We start from the raw sequence: 16503 nt of genomic DNA, 5'->3' as shown, positions 1-16503 counted from the left end.
TTGATAGGATCGTCCTACATCATCCTTCCTCCTTGGGAACTTGGCCGTGAACGTCGTCCCCTTCCAAGCTATTCGATATGGACTGGTCCTCAGTTTAGGCGTAGGGCTATCGGTTCTATCAGCAGTTTTTGCTGGACAATGGGAAGCATCTAAACAACAGGTTCGCTTTCAGCGCCAGATTGAAAATATATCAACAGCTCTGCAGCGTAGTCTCAATCGCTATACAGATGTACTATCTTTCCTGGATGATTATTATAGAACAACCGAAGGAACCGTTAGCCGGCAAGACTTTAACCATTTTGTAGAGCGATCGCTGATCACCTATCCTGGCATTCAGGCCTTAGAATGGGCACCGATCATTCAGCAGACCGAGCGGCTGGCCTTCGAGCAACGCATTCAAGCCGAAGGGTATCCCAACTTTCAAATCACTGAACTATCTAACGCCAATCAACTGATTCCAGCAGGCGATCGCCCTTATTATATCCCTGTTGTGTATCTAGAACCATTCGCCAATAATGAAGCCGCTTTTGGGTTTGATCTAAACTCCACCACCGATCGCACCATCGCTCTAGAATCTGCCCGAGATACGAATAGAATTACTGCCACAGGACGGATCCGTTTGGTACAGGAGCAGCGCGATCAGTTTGGCTTTTTGATGGTGTTGCCCCTGTATGACTCGCCCACACCTCCACCATCTTTATCCAATCGGCGCGATCAATTTACTGGTTTTTTGGTGGGAGTATTTCGCGTTTCAGACGTGGTAGAAGAATCTCTCCAGGATCTTCGCTACGATATACACGTGGCGCTTTATGACCAAAGTGCTCAACCCGATCAGCAATTTTTGGGACGCTATGATGCCCTAGAGCAGCAGGTTATGACCCTAGAGAGCGATCGCCCCTCTCCAGCCCACATGTCTCTTTGTGCTAACCCCGTAGACTGCACCCATTCCCTCACAGTGGGTGAACGGCAATGGCGGGCGGTTTTCTCCCCTTCAATCAACTACGCCTCTAACGCTAACTACAGCGCGCCCGTCACCTTCCTCATCGGGCTATTGCTCACCGGCAGTTTCCTTCTATTTCTACATCAATTGAATACAGAACTAGAGCAAACCCGCGCCCTCAGCGATCTGAAGCTACGGTTTTTTTCCATGGCTTCCCACGAGTTGCGCACACCTCTGAGCACTATCTTGCTCTCTGTTGAATCTCTCCAGCTTAACCATCACCATCTATCCGAGCAGCAAAAACAAACTAATATCCAGCGTATTTATCTAACAGCAAAACGCATGAGCCAACAAGTTGCCGACCTACTGACCCTAACTAGGGCAGAGGTTGGCAAGCAAGATTATACGCCGGAGTTAGTCGAGATATATCCTCTGATTCAGCACATTATTACAGACATGGAGGAAAGCGATCGCCAGCGAATCGTACTTACTGCAAGCAATCAACAAGATAAAGCATTTTGGGATAAACGATTGGTGCGATCGCTGCTGAGCAACCTCCTCTCCAATGCCCTAAAATATTCTCCATCTGATCGTGACGTCCAGGTGACTCTCAAGAGTGATGATCACTGTGCTACCCTAACGGTCAGCGATCGCGGCATAGGCATTCCAGCCGTAGACCAAGCTCAGATTTGGGATGCCTTTTACCGAGGTCATAATGTAGGAGCGATCGTTGGATCTGGCTTGGGGCTAGCTGTCGTCAAAACTTGTGTTGAACTACACCGAGGAACTTGGGCGATCGAAAGCGAGGAAGGACAGGGAACCATGGTTACGGTTGTCCTTCCGCTAGAGTGAACTCATGGTTTATGAATGCGATCGCTTACTTGCCACTCCAGTGAATAAAGCGCTTCTCAATCAACAAAAACAGAACGTTGAGTCCATAGCCTAACAATCCTGTGATCAAAATTGAGGCATACATATCCTGGACATTCAAAATTTGTTGGGCATCAATAATGCGTTTTCCCAGTCCTTCCTGAGTACCGATAAACATTTCTGCCACAATCACAATCACGAGCGCAATACTAATGCCACTGCGTAGGCCAATAAAAGTTTGGGGTAAACTTTCCATCAACAACACATCCTTAAACACCTGCCAACGATTAGCACCCATGACTTGCGCTGCCAAGATCCGAGAACGTTTAGCATTCATGACGCCATAGGCACTATTAAACACAATCAGTAAAAAAGCACTGAAAGCAGCAATAATGATCTTAGATACATCACTGATGCCAAAGAATAGAATAAACATGGGAATCAAGGCACTAGCAGGCGTGGAGCGGAAAAAGTCAATCAGAAATTCCACGCTGCGGTAGAGTCTTTCAGAACTACCTAGCAAAACGCCAAGGGGAACCCCCAGAAGGGCAGCGGCAAAAAAAGCGGCAAAGGTTCTGAAGACGCTGGCTAGGAAATCAACCGCCATGGTGCCGGTTAGCATCGCGGAAAAGAGCGTGCCTAAGGTTTTCCAAGGGGTTGGCAAGAGAACCGGATTCACCCAGCCCGAGACGGAAATCAGCCACCAAACCCCAAAAAGTACGATAACGCCCACCAAGGGTAAACATTGATCGATCCACCGAGACAGGGTAGCCATCCATGGTGAACGCTTGGATGAGTTGAGGGTAACGGTCATTTGCGCATCTCCTGGCGAAAGATTTCTAGACAGTGACGGCTCACATCAATAAACTCTGGGGAGGTGAGGGTATCGAGGGTGCGGGGTCGAGGAGCATTAAAGGGCACCATTTCCACTAAATGGGTGGGACGCTTACTCAGCAGCAGGATCGTGTCAGCTAAGAATACGGCTTCCTCTAGGTTATGAACCACCATAAACATAGGAATTTTGGTGGTCATGAAAATTTCCTGGAGTTTATCTCGCACAAACAACGTAGTTTCAAAGTCTAGGGCTGAGAAAGGTTCATCTAAGAACAACACTTCTGGATCAGCGATCAGCGCTCGCATAATGGAAATAAGCTGCTGCTGTCCTCCTGAAAAGCTGTAGGGATATCGCTTTAGGTCAAGTTGGATATTGAAGGTCTGAATGAGTTGCTCAACGCGATCGCGACAGTCTCGGTCGGGAATGCCTTTCACCCGTAACGGATAGGCGATGTTATCATAGGCGCTTAGCCACGGCAGCATAGAATCCCGATAGTTCTGGAATACATAGCCAATGCGTGCGCGTCGAATGGGTTTATCATGGATACGAATCTCACCCTGATCTACAGGGATAAGACCACTAATCATGTTAATCAGAGTTGATTTGCCACATCCATTGGGGCCAAAAACAGAGACGAGTTGATTGCGAGATAAATCAAGATCGAAATTGTCGTAAAGAACCGATCCACTGAAGGATTTACAGAGTCCCTTGACCGAAACAAAGTGATCAGGCGGAGCAGCATTTTGCGTAGCAACAGGATTGATCATCATAGTTAAATTCGAAGATGGGCAAGACGTTACGCCGGTTGATAGATTAGAGCTCCAACATCAATTGATCGGGCAAAAATTTCCTTTTCCGTCATGAAATCAAAGAATTTCTGGAAATAGGCGATATCCTCAGGCGTAAATTCGTCATACATGGTGTAACCCACCATCGGTACCTTCTCCACCAGTTCACCCTCAATGGCAGTGTAACCGGTCAAATATTGACGAGCTTCTGCCGGATTATCTCGAATATCTTGAACAGCCTGCCGATAGGCTTCAGCATAGATAACAGTGCTTTCTGGATATTGCTCAATAAAAGCACTGCTGAGGGCAGCTGACCCGCCGAACCAAGGAGCCATCGGCTCTCCCAAGATATATTTAGATACCACACCGCTTTCTAAGATCCGCGTGATACCCTTCAGTTCACCCACTGTGCCAGTTGGCTCCAAGGTATAGGCAGCATCAATTTGACCGGATTCAATCGCTGCCACATGCTGACTAATTTCAAGCTGTTGTACCCTAGGTTCTGTAACCCCGGCCGCTGCCAGAATTGCCTCAGCGATCGCTAAGTTTTGTGCCCCTGGCCCGGTAGCAAAGGACTTTCCATTCAGATCCGCAATGGTTTGGATCGGACTATCCTTAGCTACAATCACCTGGTCGAGGATATATTCAGCATTGCTGGGATTTGAGGTCAGAATTTTGAATAAGCCTGGTGAAGTAATTTCTGCTAGACCCAGCGCACCGCTCGCGACTCCATTACCCGTCCCCTGCAACCGCCCTGCAATCAGGGCTTCAGCAACTTGGTTAGGCGAAGCAAACTTCACCGCTTCCACATCCAGCCCGGCTGCAGCAAAGTATCCCTTCTCAACAGCAACAAATAGCGGCAAGCCGGAGGCAACGGGCCAGAAGCCAATGGAAATCTTGCCTGGATCTTCTGCACTCTCATTCTCCGATACAGAAGCCTGGGGATTGCTGCAGGCATGGGCTGCAAGGGCGATCGCTGCCCCAGCTCCCCACTGCAAGAAATGCCGTCTACGAATCGTCATGGCACTATCCTCTAAAAATCTCAAATTTCAGATTGAATTGCATCAAACGATACAGATTTGATGTATCATGCTAGTAGGTGAACTAAGCCATGCGTCTTTAAATCTGTAACTTGAGACCTTACGATACAGGTCAAAGGTGGAGAACCTAGGGATAATTGAGTGAAGAATTGGTGGAGAATATTGCCAAGTCCTCACATCCTACCCATGTCCCCTTAATCCTGACCAGGTTCTTCAGACCGTGACTTGAGGCGATAGCCCACACCATGCACCGTTTCGATGAGATCATTGGGAGCACCCGCCGCCTTGAGTTTCGATCGCAAATTTTTGATATAGGTTTTGATGGTGTCTTTGTCCGGTGCATCTTGCCACGTCCAAACATGCTCCAAAATGGCAGCGCGGCTAAGTACGCGGTGTCCATAGCGTAGGAGCGCCTCCATTAAGGCAAATTCCTTGGGGGTGAGGTGAATGGGGGTGCGATCGTAGGTCACATCATAGCTACTGGGGTCCAGTTGGAGCTTGTGCCAGCTTAAAACTGGAGACATCCCCGATCGCCCTCGACGCAGAAGAGCACGAATTTGGGCTAGCAGTTCTTGTAAGTTAAAGGGCTTCACCATATAGGCATCTGCCCCTGCATCTAAGCCAATCACCTTATCTAAACTGGTATCCCGCGCCGTCAGCATCAAGATGGGAGTTGCGTCTCCGCGATCGCGGAGACGCTGACAGAGATTCACGCCGTCTAATTTGGGCAATGTGATATCCAACAACACCAAATCATAGGTAAATGCCCTAATATACTCCCAACCCTCTTCCCCATCCCGGGCCACATCCACGGCATAGCGCTGCACCGTCAAAGCTTCCATCAATGACTCTGCAAGTTGACGGTCATCTTCTACTAATAAAACACGCATCGATTTTGACAGCTTCTGCCCAACCCTAGATGTGTACTGACACCGGAGTCATATCGGAGTCATGGCTGCTTGGCTGCACGCGCAGTACAGAGAGACATCATGACACAACCTGAGACTCATCCTGCTTGACAGTCTCATCTAAGATTGTTGTTTAAGATACAGAATTGCAGGTTCTCCCTAGCCAGCAACTCTGGGCGTTGTTTTAGGAAGATGGTGCTGAATCAGAGCATGAATCTCTAACTAGAAGCCCTGAAACCCCATACAAAATTTTGCAAAATCATCCTGCTATTCAGTAACGCTTTTTCATACAACTCCCTCATGATCTCGGCAATAGACCTTATCGGCAATTAGCTGCTCGACATCCAAATAGATGTATTCACCATGAGATCAATCAGTTTCAGGCTGAGAATTGATTGTTTTTCCTAATTCTGATTAAGTCTATAGTAGTTGTTGATGCTCCTCCTATGCCCAGACGCCTACAGATTCCCCCTCACCTGTCGCTTCAGAAGCTAGAACATCGCTACCGAGAGCTGGGTATTCAACCGGATTGGATATGAAACCAGAATGGGAGCAAGACGCTCCCACTCACAACTTATGCTCAATTAAGGTAAAGCGTCTCGCTCACGGTTCCTAAGAGCAAATCCTATGGCGATTCCGCAACGCCCAGAACGGTTAGGCTGCCTTGCCGAGATTGGTCGCTGAGGCTGTGCTCAGATTAACAGATGGGAGCGATCGCCGCTCAGATGTAACACTGGCGCGAGATTCAGCATCATGGGCAGCTAAGAATCGACTGAGATTATTGAGCATGTAGTTACTTTCTGCAAGCGATCGCTCAGCTCCGTCTCGGAAACTTTGGCGCGTTTTCTCAAATTCGGCAATCAGGGCCGTGCGATCGCCATCATGGATCAACTGGGCGAGACGCGCATAGGTATCAACCAGACGTCCAACAGCAGATCGGCGTTCGTCAGAGGCGAGTAAGATGTCAACATAGAGAGCAGCATCTTGGGCAACTAAGCGACTGATCGTGTTGATCTCAGAGCGATACAATGGGCTAGAAAATTCAAAACTGCGCTCAATATCAATACCTTCCTCAGCATAGAATGTCCCCAAGCTAAAGTTGGAAAAGAAGCGAATCGCTTGGACAGCTATCATCATCGAGTCATGTTCTTCAGGGGTTGCAGGAATAAGATTGCCACCATTTTCCTCGATCCAATCTAAAACCCACTGGCATTGGGACATCTGCTGTCCCTCACAAACCACCACCTTTTGTCCCAGTAATGATGTAACGCCTGGCCCAAACATCGGGTGTAAGCCCACAACTGGGCCATGGTGACTGTCAAGCATCGCCTGCATCACCTCAACCTTGGTGCTAGCAATGTCGGCCAATACGGTGTGGGGAGCTAAGTATTGACCCACTTGACGAGCTAAGGTAGCCGTCAACTTCAGCGGGACACAGAGCAGCACTAAATCCGCTTGCCCTAGCAAAATATCCGCCCGACCCCAGTCCTCCTGTTCCATAATGCTAACCGCATGACCAGTGGCCGCAAACTGATCACAGAACAGCTTACCCATTGCACCCCGTCCGCCCACAATCGTAACTTGACGGCGATCGCTTCGTTGCTGGGGCTGCGCAGGCGTATCTGTAGCAAGCATCGCCATGCAGTTGGTGACTAATGTCTTCCAAGTGAATTCTGAGATACCAGCCTCCGTGAGCAGGGGTTGCACGTCCGCAATTTGGGTTGCGATGCAGGGAGTATCCGATGCTTGCAGCAAGGCAACGCGCTGTTGTAGCAGATGAATCAAGGCCTGGTCAACAGACTGAAGGGTTTGAATATCTGTCATGATTCGTTCCTTTTGCTGGAAGAGTAATAAATGAGGGCACAGACGGCGATCGCTATCAAACTGGAGCTAGGAAACTGGAGCCAAGCACAGAATAAGGAGTTTGCTGATCTCAGTGACTTGGACGTCAGACACAGCGCTGTTTATCCTAAAACCCTTGGCATGGAAAACAAGATATTAGGGTCTGGTGATCATCCAGGAGGCGACCTAGATATAGATTTTCCTAGATGTCGTCACCCATGAAGGCTGCTGACGTCTAGAGATTGCCGCGTAGAGACTGTTCTCGCTCAATCGCAACAAATAATGACTTAAAGTTGCCCGCACCAAAGCCGCGAGAACCATGGCGTTCAATAATTTCAAAGAATAACGTCGGGCGATCGCCCACGGGTTTTGTAAACAACTGGAGGAGATAACCATCATCATCTCGATCCACCAAAATACCAAGCTCTGCCAGCTTATCTACAGGAATCTCTAGCTCCTGTACCCAATCACCCAAATCATCATAATAGGTCTTGGGAATAGGTAGGAATTCAACCCCTGCTGCTTTTAGACGGACAACGGTTGCAACAATATCTTCCGTGGCCAAACCAATATGTTGAATACCAGGGCCATAATGAAAGTCTAGATATTCTTCAATCTGAGATTTCCGCAGACCATCGGCTGGCTCGTTGATATTAACAATGGTCTTTCCACCCTTTTGTAAAACTTTAGACATCAGGGCAGAATATTCTGTCGAAATGGCGCGATCGTCAAAATGCATTCGCAGCTCAAAGCCCATCGTTTGCATAAAGAAATCAACCCAAGAATTCATCATGCCCCGTTCCACATTACCCACGATGTGGTCAATCCGGGTGAGTCCTACAGACTGATGACGGGCAGCACGTGCTACAAAGCCAGGAGCAAAATTGCCTACGTAGTGCTTGCGTTCGACAAACTTAACCCAAGCATCCCCAAAGGTACGGACAGCCGCAAAGCGTAAGATGCCATGCTCATCTTCATGATTTGTACATGGAATCACTCCGACGGCCCCATGAGCGATCGCATGGTCGTAAGCCTGGGCTGCGTCAGGAACTTCCAAGGCAATCACCGCAATGGTGTCTCCATGCCTCAGAACGCTTTGGGCAATTGGATGCTCAGGATCCATCGTAGAGCTGAGGACAAACCGAATGTCGCCTTGCTCCATGACATAGGACGTCACTTTCCGATTGCCCGTTTCCAACCCCTGATAAGCAACAACGTTAAATCCAAAGCAGTGGGAGTAGAAAAAAGCAGCCTGCTTTGCATTACCAACATAAAACTCTAGATGATCAACGCCGATAATTGAACAGTTATCATCGATCATGGCTTTCTTGGTCTGTAGAACTACTGAGTGAAAACAGGAAATACGAAAGTGGATGGCACCCAATGACTTTTCATAGGCTAGATGATCTATCTCAGAAGCTCCAAGGTTAATCCTTGAGACATATCAAGTCTTCATAAAGTAAGCGCGTTCGTGAAAAGTTTACGAATGTAATGTTTTCATGAAGACATGGGAGATGAACGCTGAACTCTAACAAGGCAAATGCTTATACCGCAACACGTCTAACCGTTTATGCATCAAGTTCAGGTTACTGAATCCGTGTGGAGTGGAAGCAGTCGTAACGCAATCGTTGGTTAGGCGATCGCCCCCCGCCAACCTTGAGCGGATCGGTCAACATCTCGAATCGCCGTTACCGTGATCTGGCGCATCTCCGCTATGGGGTACACCTCATTCGTTGTACCTCTTATCCAGCCACAACTGGAGCGATCGCCCCCTACCTTGTTCCCTCACAGCGATCGCCTATCGTCGCTATCAACAGCAGTCAAGGGTGGATCGAAGCCCCATTGTTCCATAGCTGCTATTCGCTCAGATCAATCTCTGCCTTCCAGGCGATCGCATAGCCGCCAAGTTCAATCTAGAAGTTTTTGAAAGCGGACTAGAGCTTTTGTATCATCTCTGGCTAAACAGCAAAATCAAGGTAGCCCTTCACGTCAAGCGCCCTCTATCAGCAACATTCAACGCACGGCCCAAGCCCAAAACGCCACTTTGGTGCAATATTCCACGGCGTCATTTGATGACCACGTTTTATGCCCAGCGCGATCGCACCGACACCGATACCCAAGCCCTGCGCCAGACGATGTTGATCACCCTAGAAACCCATCCCAATCCCCGCGACTGGGCCGTATTTACCTTGATTGGCGGCGATCAGTAATGATGGAAGAGGAGCGATCGCACCACCTTTAAGCGGATCGATCAGCCCTATTATTGAGTGCAGACTGGAAAATTTTATAACCGTTATCCAGCATAGAATTGAGCGATCGCCCCCTGTCTTGTTCACCTATTTTGCAGAAAGATGTCTTACTTGCCTACAAGCAAGCGATCGCCTCCTCCTCTAGTTTTTAGCTGTTTTATAGTCCAGTATTGTCTTCAGCACTAACGTGATAATAGCTAAGCCAGCCAGGAGAACCGCTGCTGAGTAGGATGATTGAGTTTGATATTGCTTGTAGGCCTCCTCCACGTAGAGTGGCAGGGTTTGCGTTTTACCTGAAATATTTCCAGACACAACAGCAACGGCTCCAAATTCTCCCATGGCCCGAGCATTGGTCAAAATAACGCCATAGAGAAGACTCCAGCGAATGGTGGGAAGCGTGACTCGCCAAAAAACTTGCCAATCATTCGCTCCAAGAGTTCGAGCAGCAGATTCTTCATCAATTCCGGCCTCTTCTAAAACCGGAATGACTTCCCGAGCCACAAAGGGTAAGGTGACAAAAGCAGTTGCCAAAATCATGCTGGGTAGAGCAAATACAACCCGGATATTCATAGACTCTAAAGCAGGGCCAAACCATCCAACTCGTCCGTACAGCAAAACAATCATTAAACCTGCGACGACCGGCGAGATAGAAAAAGGTAGATCAATCAAGCTCAGCAATAGCGTCCGCCCTGGAAATCGATGGCGAGCGATCGCCCATGCGGCACAAAGTCCAAACGCGACGTTGAGGGGAACCACAATGATAGCAATGAAGCAGGTTAACTGAACGGCATGGCGGAAGTGACGGGTGGTAAAGGTTTGAAAGAAACCTTCTAAACCTCCTTGGAAGGCTTGTACAAATACGTTAACAGCAGGTATCAAGAGCACTAACGCTAGGTACAGAACAACACTGGTAATGAGCACTGGTTTAATCCACGCCTGGCGGGCAGCCTGCATTGGATGATTCGCTAGTGTTGAAAGGTTAGGACTGATTTGAATGGTTGTCTTAGCCATCGTATCGTTTCCCCCATGCTTGTAACAGATTAATCGCAAACAAAATTAGCAACGATGAAAGCAGCATCACGCTTCCAATGACGGTCGCTCCGGCATAGTCATATTGTTCAAGTCGCTGAAAGATCAGCACCGGAGCAATCATGTCTTGGAAAGGAATATTTCCTGCTACGATCACGATGGATCCATACTCACCAACTGCACGAGAAAACCCTAGGGCTACACCAGTTAGCGTCGCTGGCATCAAGGGTGGAAAAATCACTCGCCAGAATGTTTGCCAATCGGATGCACCTAACGACCAAGCGGCCTCTTCCATGTCAGTGTCCATCTCTTGTAAAACAGGCTGCACGGTGCGTACCACAAAGGGCAATGAAATAAACAGCATGGCGATCGCCACCCCTAATCGGGTAAATGAAACTTTGATACCTAGGGGCGATAGGAACGATCCAATCCAGCCATTGGGGCTATAAACGGTGGCAATCGTCAGCCCAGCAACGGCGGTAGGCAGGGCAAACGGTAGGTCAATTAGGGCATCTAGAATACGTTTACCTGGAAAACTGTAGCGCACCATGACCCAAGCGATCGCCAGCCCTGCTACTCCATTGATCACTGCTGTAAAGAAGGCTGTAATAAAGGTGACATCATAGGCAGATAAAGCAACCGGATGAGTTGCAATTCGCCAAATATCGCTCCATCCTAGCTCACTAGCTCTCCAGAGCAGCGCCACAATCGGCAGGAATAACATGACTGATAAGTAAGCCCAGGTCACCTGCCAAGACCAAGGCATTTTGAGGAGCGATCGCCCCCACTGTCTCCATCGAGTTCTAGGATTATTGATCCAGGACTGCACCATTTTTATCTCCTTAATGGTTTCACTGATCTATTAAGCAAGATATAGCTGATGCTAAGCATAAATAGATAGGTTAATCCCCAGACTCTCCTATAGATTATGATATTCAGCTACATCTCTTCATGGTTTACAATGCGCTCGGCAGCTTACTGATCTGGAGTTTAAGATCTAAATTGATCCTCAGCAGGTACATCATACCTGCGCCTTACTATCTATCTAGACCGTATTCACCTAGCGTTGCTGAATTGAGGTATAAATCTTTTGTGAGAAGCCCTAACACTCCATTCAAAATTGAGCGGAATAATCCTATAGTTCAGCAACGCCATTCATCTATGGAGAACCCAATATCACCCATTCTCCATACCCCATTAAGCTGCGGCACAGAAGACTATTGCCCAATGCTGGCTTGAATTTGATCAAAAATTGCCTCGTCATCAAAGAATTTTTCTTGCACCGCATCCCAGCCACCCAAGTCATCAACGGTAAATAATTGATTGATGACAGGAAAATTATCAGCAAATTCTGCCACTACAGTTTCATTGACTGGACGGAAACCTACTTTAGCAAATTCGCGCTGGGCCTCAGGCGTAAAGAGAAACTCCAAAAATGCCTCGGATACCTCACGGGTATTGTGTTTATCTACATTGGCATCAACGACTGCAATGGGGTTATCAATGGAAATATTGACGTCTGGAACAATATAGGGAAGAGACTGCCCCTGTAAACCCGCCAAAATCACTTCATTTTCGTAGTTGATCAACACATCGCCTTGCCCTTGGGCAAAAAATACATCAGTGGCTTCCCTAGCATCCTTAGGTAAAACCGGCACGCCCTTAAACACTTGGGTTGTGTAATCAAGCGCAGCCGCGTCACTGCCGCCAGTCTCACTGATGGCACCCCAAAGCGCCATAAAGTTCCAGCGAGCCCCACCCGAGGTTTTAGGATTAGCTGTCACTACTTGCACATCATCCTTGGATAAATCTGCCCATCCTTGGATATTTTTGGGATTATCCTCGCGAGTGACTAAGACAGCTACTGACTTATGCACAATGCTGTCGTTAGGGGCTTCCTGCTCCCAGCCTGGATTAATCAACCCTCCTTCTTCAATTCTCTGAGTATCGAGAGCTAGGGCTAGGGCAACCACATCAGCTTCCAAACCATCCAGCACAGCCCGTGTTTGGGAACCGGAGCCGCCATAACTCTGATTAACAGTCACGTCCTGACCATGCTCAACCCGCCATTTCTCGGCAAACTGCGGAATGATTTGTTCGTAGGCAGCCTGGGTTACAGCATAGGACACCAAGGTGATCTCCACCGAACTAGGCGCATCCCCCGCCGCACCACCTTCGGGCGCAGTGGACGAACCAGCACAGGAGGCGATCGCTGCACTTAAGCCCAGCCCCAAGAGAAATAAAAGCGATCGCCTCAGCCGCCCTAGATGCTGCAATGAGAGGCGAGAGAGGCGGGATTGCAAGGCAGAAGGGCGATCGCCCTTGCCTCTGAAGAGCCTTGATAGAACTGACCTATTGCTCATAGTTGTCTCCAAAATCATAGGTTTTGAACTCAGCTTGTCGATCGCACCTGATGTTCAAGCTGAGTAGAACTATAGCAGAAAAGTTTTTGAAATGTTTTGAAATTCATTTAATTTTCTTTTGAGCTTGATTCAAGTTCTATTCAAATTCTTTTTAGGAAGCACTTGCGCCCCATGACAAAATAGGTTAGGTTTTGTTTCAGGAGAACTGGCATGACGAAGCGCGCCAAGCGATCTACGCCCTCAGATCCTCTGAGTTGGCTGACGCAAGGCAACTTTTTGTTTAAAGGTCTTGATCCTTCCCTAGTAATGGCCTGTCTTTCCCCAGAGCAGGTCATTCGAGAAAAGTTGTTTTCAAACCGACCCATTTATACTGCCTTTCGCCCAGGCAGTTCGTTAGAGTATCTCTACGTTGTTCTTGATGGTGGGCCTGTGATCACCCGCAGCGCACCCTTAGATCGCGTGGTATCTCTCACCTACCCTGGCGGTTGCTTTGGTATGAGAAACCTAGATATTGGCTATGGTCAGGTCTGTCGGGCCTTTCCGAGTTTAGTGGAAGCCTATAAGACCACAGATGTAGCCAAAATTCCAGTTCAGACCATTCAGCACTTACTTGATACCAGCCAAGAGGCTCGCGATCGCTATGGGCTGTTGTTTGAACTGCGAGAAAAGTTTCAGTACCATCTGCTCAATTGCAGCACCTATCCACCCCAAGCGGTTGCCGCCCTATTACGCGCTCTGATCTATCAAGAGCGATCGCTTGGCAACCAGCCTGGTTCAGATGGCACCTATCTTTTTGATCTTCCTATTGACATCATCGCCCGTGCTAGCCAGCTCAACCATCGCACGGTGGAGCAAGTTCTCAAAGGCATGGGACAGGCTAAGTTGATCAAGATAGATAAGTCATCTGACAAATCATCCGAGGGCGGAGATTGGGTGCATGTGATTGATCCTGAAGGTCTGAAAGAAGTCTATGGTTCGACTCGCGATAAGGTGTCGTGGTGGCCGCTGCGTTGACGTTTGCCAGTTCCCCAGATCTTGTCTTGATGTGTACATTAGACTGACGTTGAGGTAAACCTGTGGGAATTAAAGTAGAACATGCATCCAAACGCTTCGGCGACTTTCAGGCTGTTCAGGATATTAATGTAGAGGTAAAAACCGGATCACTAGTGGCCCTTCTTGGGCCATCGGGTTCTGGAAAGTCTACCTTACTACGCCTAATTGCTGGTCTAGAAAGTCTGGATGAAGGACGTATCTGGCTAACTGGGCGAGATGCAACGCATCAAAGTATTCAAGATCGACAAGTTGGATTTGTATTTCAGCACTATGCCTTGTTTAAGCATTTAACCATCCGTAAGAATATTGCCTTTGGTCTAGAAATTAGCCGCTGGCCTAAAACACGGATTCGTAATCGGGTTGAAGAACTCCTTGAATTAGTACAACTGAGTGGCTTGGGCGATCGCTATCCATCTCAACTGTCTGGCGGTCAGCGGCAGCGGGTCGCCCTAGCGCGGGCCCTTGCTGTGGAACCCAAGGTTTTATTACTAGATGAACCCTTTGGGGCCCTAGATGCCAAAGTGCGAAAAGATCTACGCACTTGGCTGCGGCGACTCCATGATGATGTGCATGTCACTACAGTTTTTGTCACCCATGACCAGGAAGAAGCGATGGAAATTGCTGATGATATTGTGGTGATGAATCAGGGACGGGTGGAACAAACAGGGGCTCCGGCTGCTATCTATGACAATCCTGCCACATCATTCGTTATGAGTTTTATTGGCCCTGTCAATGTTCTGCCCAGTACCTCTCAATTAGCTAAGCAAACAATTCATAGCCCATCCGATAGCCAACTCTTCTTGCGTCCCCATGATATCGAGATCTTCTCTACCCCTGAGATGAATACTATCCCTGCGACGATTACTCGGGTAACCCATCTAGGATGGTGGATTCAAGTAGATCTACAATTAGTGGATGGACATACCTGCGTTGCACATTTAACTCGCGATCAATCTAATGGACTAGCTCTGCAAGCATCACAAACCGTCTATGTCCAAAGTCGCAGTGTTCACCACTTTCCTAGAAATCACTCTGTTGCAAAGGTTGTTTAACGACCTAAGCTGTGGTGCTGGTAACTTACAACGATATGCCAGCAGAAGGGAGTGGGTTGCCGGTACTGCTATTGAGTAGATCAGATCCTATCTCTGGGAGGGTCTGATCTAGGGCGATCGCTCCCACATGTGTTGTTTATCCTAGACTTGGGGCTGCTGAAAAAAGAGCAATAAACTGTCATGAGCATACTGAAGGGCGATCGCCGTCCTCCATTACTCATTATTCCCTGCAGCAAAGACGGAAATCGCATTATCCTGCTCCAACCCGCCTCACCCTAACATAAATCTGCTGGTATGTCTTCATTACCTTGATTCCGTTCGCCATCCAATTTAATTTTTTGGTCAAATAAAAAAACTTATGTAAAGTACGGATGTGCATTCTCGATAGGATCGGGCACCTTAGGTAAAGAGTTTTGTGTGATGCGATACGATGACTTCACGATATATCAGCCTTGCCCTAGCATTTCTTCCCATCGTTGCTTGCTCCGCCGTCCAGTCTCCCCAGGTAGTGGCAGACTCTGGTAAAGCGGTAATGACGGCCCCAACCTCTGAGGTTGCTCCAGTACCTGCTTCTGACGCTGCCCAGGATGAATCCCTCATCGCCCAAAGCCATGTCTCGTGGCTAAGTTCAGGATTTTACTCCCTTCGCCTAATCCGCAACAGTGATTCTGCTGAATTTCATACCAGCTATGTCTACGTTGATAGTCCAAGACCTTATCAAATCGATGTCTATAAAACCATCGATATTGACCCATTTGGCAGCCTAGCCCGATGCGGTGGATTGGGATGTGGGCTTGAACGTGGAGCACTGACAGCTAGTCTACAATTTCGTTCGACTGGCTCCAATCAGTTTGTTGTTGAGTCGGCGACAGGCACCGCAGCTTTTTTGCAAGGGACGCAATGTACGACCCAGATGCTGCACGATTGGGTGCTATCTTGCACCTCTCCCACTGGCCCCACGGGTAGCTTTCCCAGCACCATCGAGTTCCGTCCGGGAACGTAAGATTCGCTAGTAATATTTTTCCAATATCTTAATCTATAGCCCAATTGAAGGAAATAGTCATGGTTACAAAATTAGTTCGAAGTATGTTACTGGTTGCTGCCCTCAGTATTGGTGCTATTGCTGTGAATTTAGCACCAGTTCAGGCGATGACAGTGTCAGAGCTAGCAGAGTATGCCCGTAATCGTAGATATAGTGAATCTGATCCCGTTATTTTTCGGGAACAGAGTGCAGCAGGTTGTCCGGCTGGATATACTTTGGTCAGTGCTTGGAGGTTGCAAGGGACTACGCTAGCCGGTATTGTGCAATACTCGCAGTGCGCAGTAATGAGATTCACTTACTTTGAAATGGACGGCACAAACCGTGATTCAATTAGAGCGTTTTCTGAAGTAGGGGCAGGACGAAGCACCCAGTTTTCTAACTGGGGGCCATCTCCAGATCCAGGTGCACTTTATGATTGGGAGTTACTGCAGATTGTTGGTGATGCAATTATTGAATATGCTCAATGATCTCTTACTGATATATCAGCAGCCA

15 protein-coding genes are annotated in these 16503 nt (G+C 48.2%); 6 read left to right on the top strand and 9 right to left on the bottom strand.

Going from position 1 to position 16503, the window contains the following annotated elements; translation table 11 throughout:
* Positions 1-46: 46 nt before the first annotated feature.
* Positions 47-1792 (top strand): CHASE domain-containing protein, encoded by a 1746-nt coding sequence (locus tag JUJ53_RS03810; RefSeq protein ID WP_204150654.1) that lies wholly within the window; start codon positions 47-49, stop codon positions 1790-1792.
* 25 nt (positions 1793-1817) lie between these two features.
* Here the strand turns inward: JUJ53_RS03810 and JUJ53_RS03805 are convergent, their stop codons facing one another.
* From JUJ53_RS03805 to hppD, 6 genes are all read right to left on the bottom strand, one after another.
* Positions 1818-2585 carry an ABC transporter permease gene (locus JUJ53_RS03805; protein ID WP_343327883.1) on the bottom strand — a complete coding sequence of 256 codons (768 nt, stop codon included), beginning with the start codon at positions 2583-2585 and terminating at the stop codon, positions 1818-1820.
* Positions 2586-2620: 35 nt separating this feature from the next.
* Positions 2621-3412 (bottom strand): ABC transporter ATP-binding protein, encoded by a 792-nt coding sequence (locus JUJ53_RS03800; RefSeq protein ID WP_204150652.1) that lies wholly within the window; start codon positions 3410-3412, stop codon positions 2621-2623.
* A gap of 29 nt (positions 3413-3441) precedes the next feature.
* Complete coding sequence (locus JUJ53_RS03795; protein ID WP_204150651.1) at positions 3442-4455, bottom strand: ABC transporter substrate-binding protein; 1014 nt, start codon at positions 4453-4455, stop codon at positions 3442-3444.
* Positions 4456-4667: 212 nt separating this feature from the next.
* A complete protein-coding gene (locus tag JUJ53_RS03790) occupies positions 4668-5363 on the bottom strand; it encodes a response regulator transcription factor (protein WP_204150650.1) in 696 nt (231 codons plus the stop codon).
* 672 nt (positions 5364-6035) lie between these two features.
* On the bottom strand, positions 6036-7205 hold the full coding sequence (gene tyrA, locus JUJ53_RS03785; protein WP_204150649.1) for a bifunctional chorismate mutase/prephenate dehydrogenase: 1170 nt from the start codon (positions 7203-7205) through the stop codon (positions 6036-6038).
* A gap of 253 nt (positions 7206-7458) precedes the next feature.
* Positions 7459-8544: a 4-hydroxyphenylpyruvate dioxygenase gene (gene hppD, locus JUJ53_RS03780; protein WP_204150648.1), complete on the bottom strand. Its 1086-nt coding sequence runs from the start codon at positions 8542-8544 to the stop codon at positions 7459-7461.
* A 751-nt stretch (positions 8545-9295) separates the two neighbouring features.
* On the opposite strand from hppD, the gene JUJ53_RS03775 reads away from it, so the two are divergent.
* Positions 9296-9433: a hypothetical protein gene (locus JUJ53_RS03775; protein ID WP_204150647.1), complete on the top strand. Its 138-nt coding sequence runs from the start codon at positions 9296-9298 to the stop codon at positions 9431-9433.
* Between the two features lie 180 nt (positions 9434-9613).
* Here the strand turns inward: JUJ53_RS03775 and cysW are convergent, their stop codons facing one another.
* The 3 genes from cysW to JUJ53_RS03760 form a co-directional block, all read right to left on the bottom strand.
* The gene (gene cysW, locus JUJ53_RS03770; RefSeq protein ID WP_204150707.1) at positions 9614-10426 is read right to left on the bottom strand and encodes a sulfate ABC transporter permease subunit CysW; all 813 of its coding nucleotides are present in this window, start codon (positions 10424-10426) and stop codon (positions 9614-9616) included.
* Positions 10427-10475: 49 nt separating this feature from the next.
* Complete coding sequence (gene cysT / locus JUJ53_RS03765; protein ID WP_343327882.1) at positions 10476-11267, bottom strand: sulfate ABC transporter permease subunit CysT; 792 nt, start codon at positions 11265-11267, stop codon at positions 10476-10478.
* Between the two features lie 451 nt (positions 11268-11718).
* Positions 11719-12864, bottom strand: coding sequence for a sulfate ABC transporter substrate-binding protein (locus JUJ53_RS03760; RefSeq protein WP_204150645.1), 1146 nt, complete (start codon positions 12862-12864; stop codon positions 11719-11721).
* A 210-nt stretch (positions 12865-13074) separates the two neighbouring features.
* Here JUJ53_RS03760 and JUJ53_RS03755 point away from each other — a divergent pair, with 210 nt between their 5' ends.
* From JUJ53_RS03755 to JUJ53_RS03740, 4 genes are all read left to right on the top strand, one after another.
* Positions 13075-13878 carry a Crp/Fnr family transcriptional regulator gene (locus JUJ53_RS03755; RefSeq protein WP_204150644.1) on the top strand — a complete coding sequence of 268 codons (804 nt, stop codon included), beginning with the start codon at positions 13075-13077 and terminating at the stop codon, positions 13876-13878.
* Between the two features lie 62 nt (positions 13879-13940).
* Positions 13941-14969 carry a sulfate ABC transporter ATP-binding protein gene (gene cysA, locus JUJ53_RS03750; RefSeq protein WP_204150643.1) on the top strand — a complete coding sequence of 343 codons (1029 nt, stop codon included), beginning with the start codon at positions 13941-13943 and terminating at the stop codon, positions 14967-14969.
* 430 nt (positions 14970-15399) lie between these two features.
* Positions 15400-15972: a hypothetical protein gene (locus JUJ53_RS03745; RefSeq protein WP_204150642.1), complete on the top strand. Its 573-nt coding sequence runs from the start codon at positions 15400-15402 to the stop codon at positions 15970-15972.
* A gap of 59 nt (positions 15973-16031) precedes the next feature.
* On the top strand, positions 16032-16478 hold the full coding sequence (locus JUJ53_RS03740; protein WP_204150641.1) for a hypothetical protein: 447 nt from the start codon (positions 16032-16034) through the stop codon (positions 16476-16478).
* The last annotated feature ends 25 nt before the right edge of the window (positions 16479-16503 follow it).

This window comes from Leptolyngbya sp. CCY15150 (assembly GCF_016888135.1).
Classification (GTDB): domain Bacteria; phylum Cyanobacteriota; class Cyanobacteriia; order RECH01; family RECH01; genus RECH01.
Note: the sequence above shows the minus strand (reverse complement) of the source record. Positions and strands in the feature narration are given on the sequence as shown.

Coding starts and splice junctions, on each gene's coding strand:
- JUJ53_RS03805 (WP_343327883.1), bottom strand. CDS start 2,585: ATGGCTACCCTGTCTCGGTGGATCGATCAATGTTTACCCTTGGTGGGC.
- JUJ53_RS03800 (WP_204150652.1), bottom strand. CDS start 3,412: ATGATCAATCCTGTTGCTACGCAAAATGCTGCTCCGCCTGATCACTTT.
- JUJ53_RS03795 (WP_204150651.1), bottom strand. CDS start 4,455: ATGACGATTCGTAGACGGCATTTCTTGCAGTGGGGAGCTGGGGCAGCG.
- JUJ53_RS03790 (WP_204150650.1), bottom strand. CDS start 5,363: ATGCGTGTTTTATTAGTAGAAGATGACCGTCAACTTGCAGAGTCATTG.
- tyrA (WP_204150649.1), bottom strand. CDS start 7,205: ATGACAGATATTCAAACCCTTCAGTCTGTTGACCAGGCCTTGATTCAT.
- hppD (WP_204150648.1), bottom strand. CDS start 8,544: ATGATCGATGATAACTGTTCAATTATCGGCGTTGATCATCTAGAGTTT.
- JUJ53_RS03775 (WP_204150647.1), top strand. CDS start 9,296: ATGACCACGTTTTATGCCCAGCGCGATCGCACCGACACCGATACCCAA.
- cysW (WP_204150707.1), bottom strand. CDS start 10,426: ATGCAGGCTGCCCGCCAGGCGTGGATTAAACCAGTGCTCATTACCAGT.
- cysT (WP_343327882.1), bottom strand. CDS start 11,267: ATGCCTTGGTCTTGGCAGGTGACCTGGGCTTACTTATCAGTCATGTTA.
- JUJ53_RS03760 (WP_204150645.1), bottom strand. CDS start 12,864: ATGAGCAATAGGTCAGTTCTATCAAGGCTCTTCAGAGGCAAGGGCGAT.
- JUJ53_RS03755 (WP_204150644.1), top strand. CDS start 13,075: ATGACGAAGCGCGCCAAGCGATCTACGCCCTCAGATCCTCTGAGTTGG.
- JUJ53_RS03745 (WP_204150642.1), top strand. CDS start 15,400: ATGACTTCACGATATATCAGCCTTGCCCTAGCATTTCTTCCCATCGTT.
- JUJ53_RS03740 (WP_204150641.1), top strand. CDS start 16,032: ATGGTTACAAAATTAGTTCGAAGTATGTTACTGGTTGCTGCCCTCAGT.